The sequence below is a fragment of the Dellaglioa sp. CoH-57-MRSF-20 genome, from assembly GCF_056781955.1.
On sequence record NZ_JBXAXV010000098.1, the window covers coordinates 1 to 489 of the forward strand.

The window sequence follows — 489 nt, forward strand, 5'->3', positions numbered from 1 at the left end:
TGCACTCTGTGTCTCCACAAGTGCAACACCCACAGTACAAGCGCGGGTGGGTCCATAAGATGAAGGTTGGTGACGAACAGATTCGTGTCGTCTCCACCCTCGACTTTTTCAAGCTTCTGGACAAGCAAGGTGAGCTGGCCAACCTTCTAGGTTTCTGGTGCCGTCATTTTGCGAATCTGGTGCTTGGGCGCAATCCGCACAATCTAGCGGGCTCGAAGTCGGAGCCACGTTACGTGAAGACGATCGAGGAATTCGACACGCTCATGCGCCGCTTGCACAAGGCGTCTGAAGTCGCATTCGACACGGAAACGCGTAACCTGAGTGTGCTATTTAACAAAATCCTGACCATCCAGTTCGCGATGGACACAGAGCCCGAGGTAGGGTATACGGTGTCCGTCGATCACCCGCTTGCTCACTGGACCAAGGAAGAACGCCTGCACATAAAAAAGTCGTTGAAGAAGCTCTTCACGGCACGACAGGGCCCGATGC

The 489-nt window shown here is 54.2% G+C and carries 1 protein-coding gene; it reads left to right on the forward strand.

The genetic code is table 11. From position 1 onward, the window contains the following. Positions 1-59: 59 nt before the first annotated feature. A partial coding sequence (locus tag AC1RPN_RS08310) for a hypothetical protein (RefSeq protein ID WP_481763734.1) occupies positions 60-489 on the forward strand: 430 nt, incomplete at its 3' end.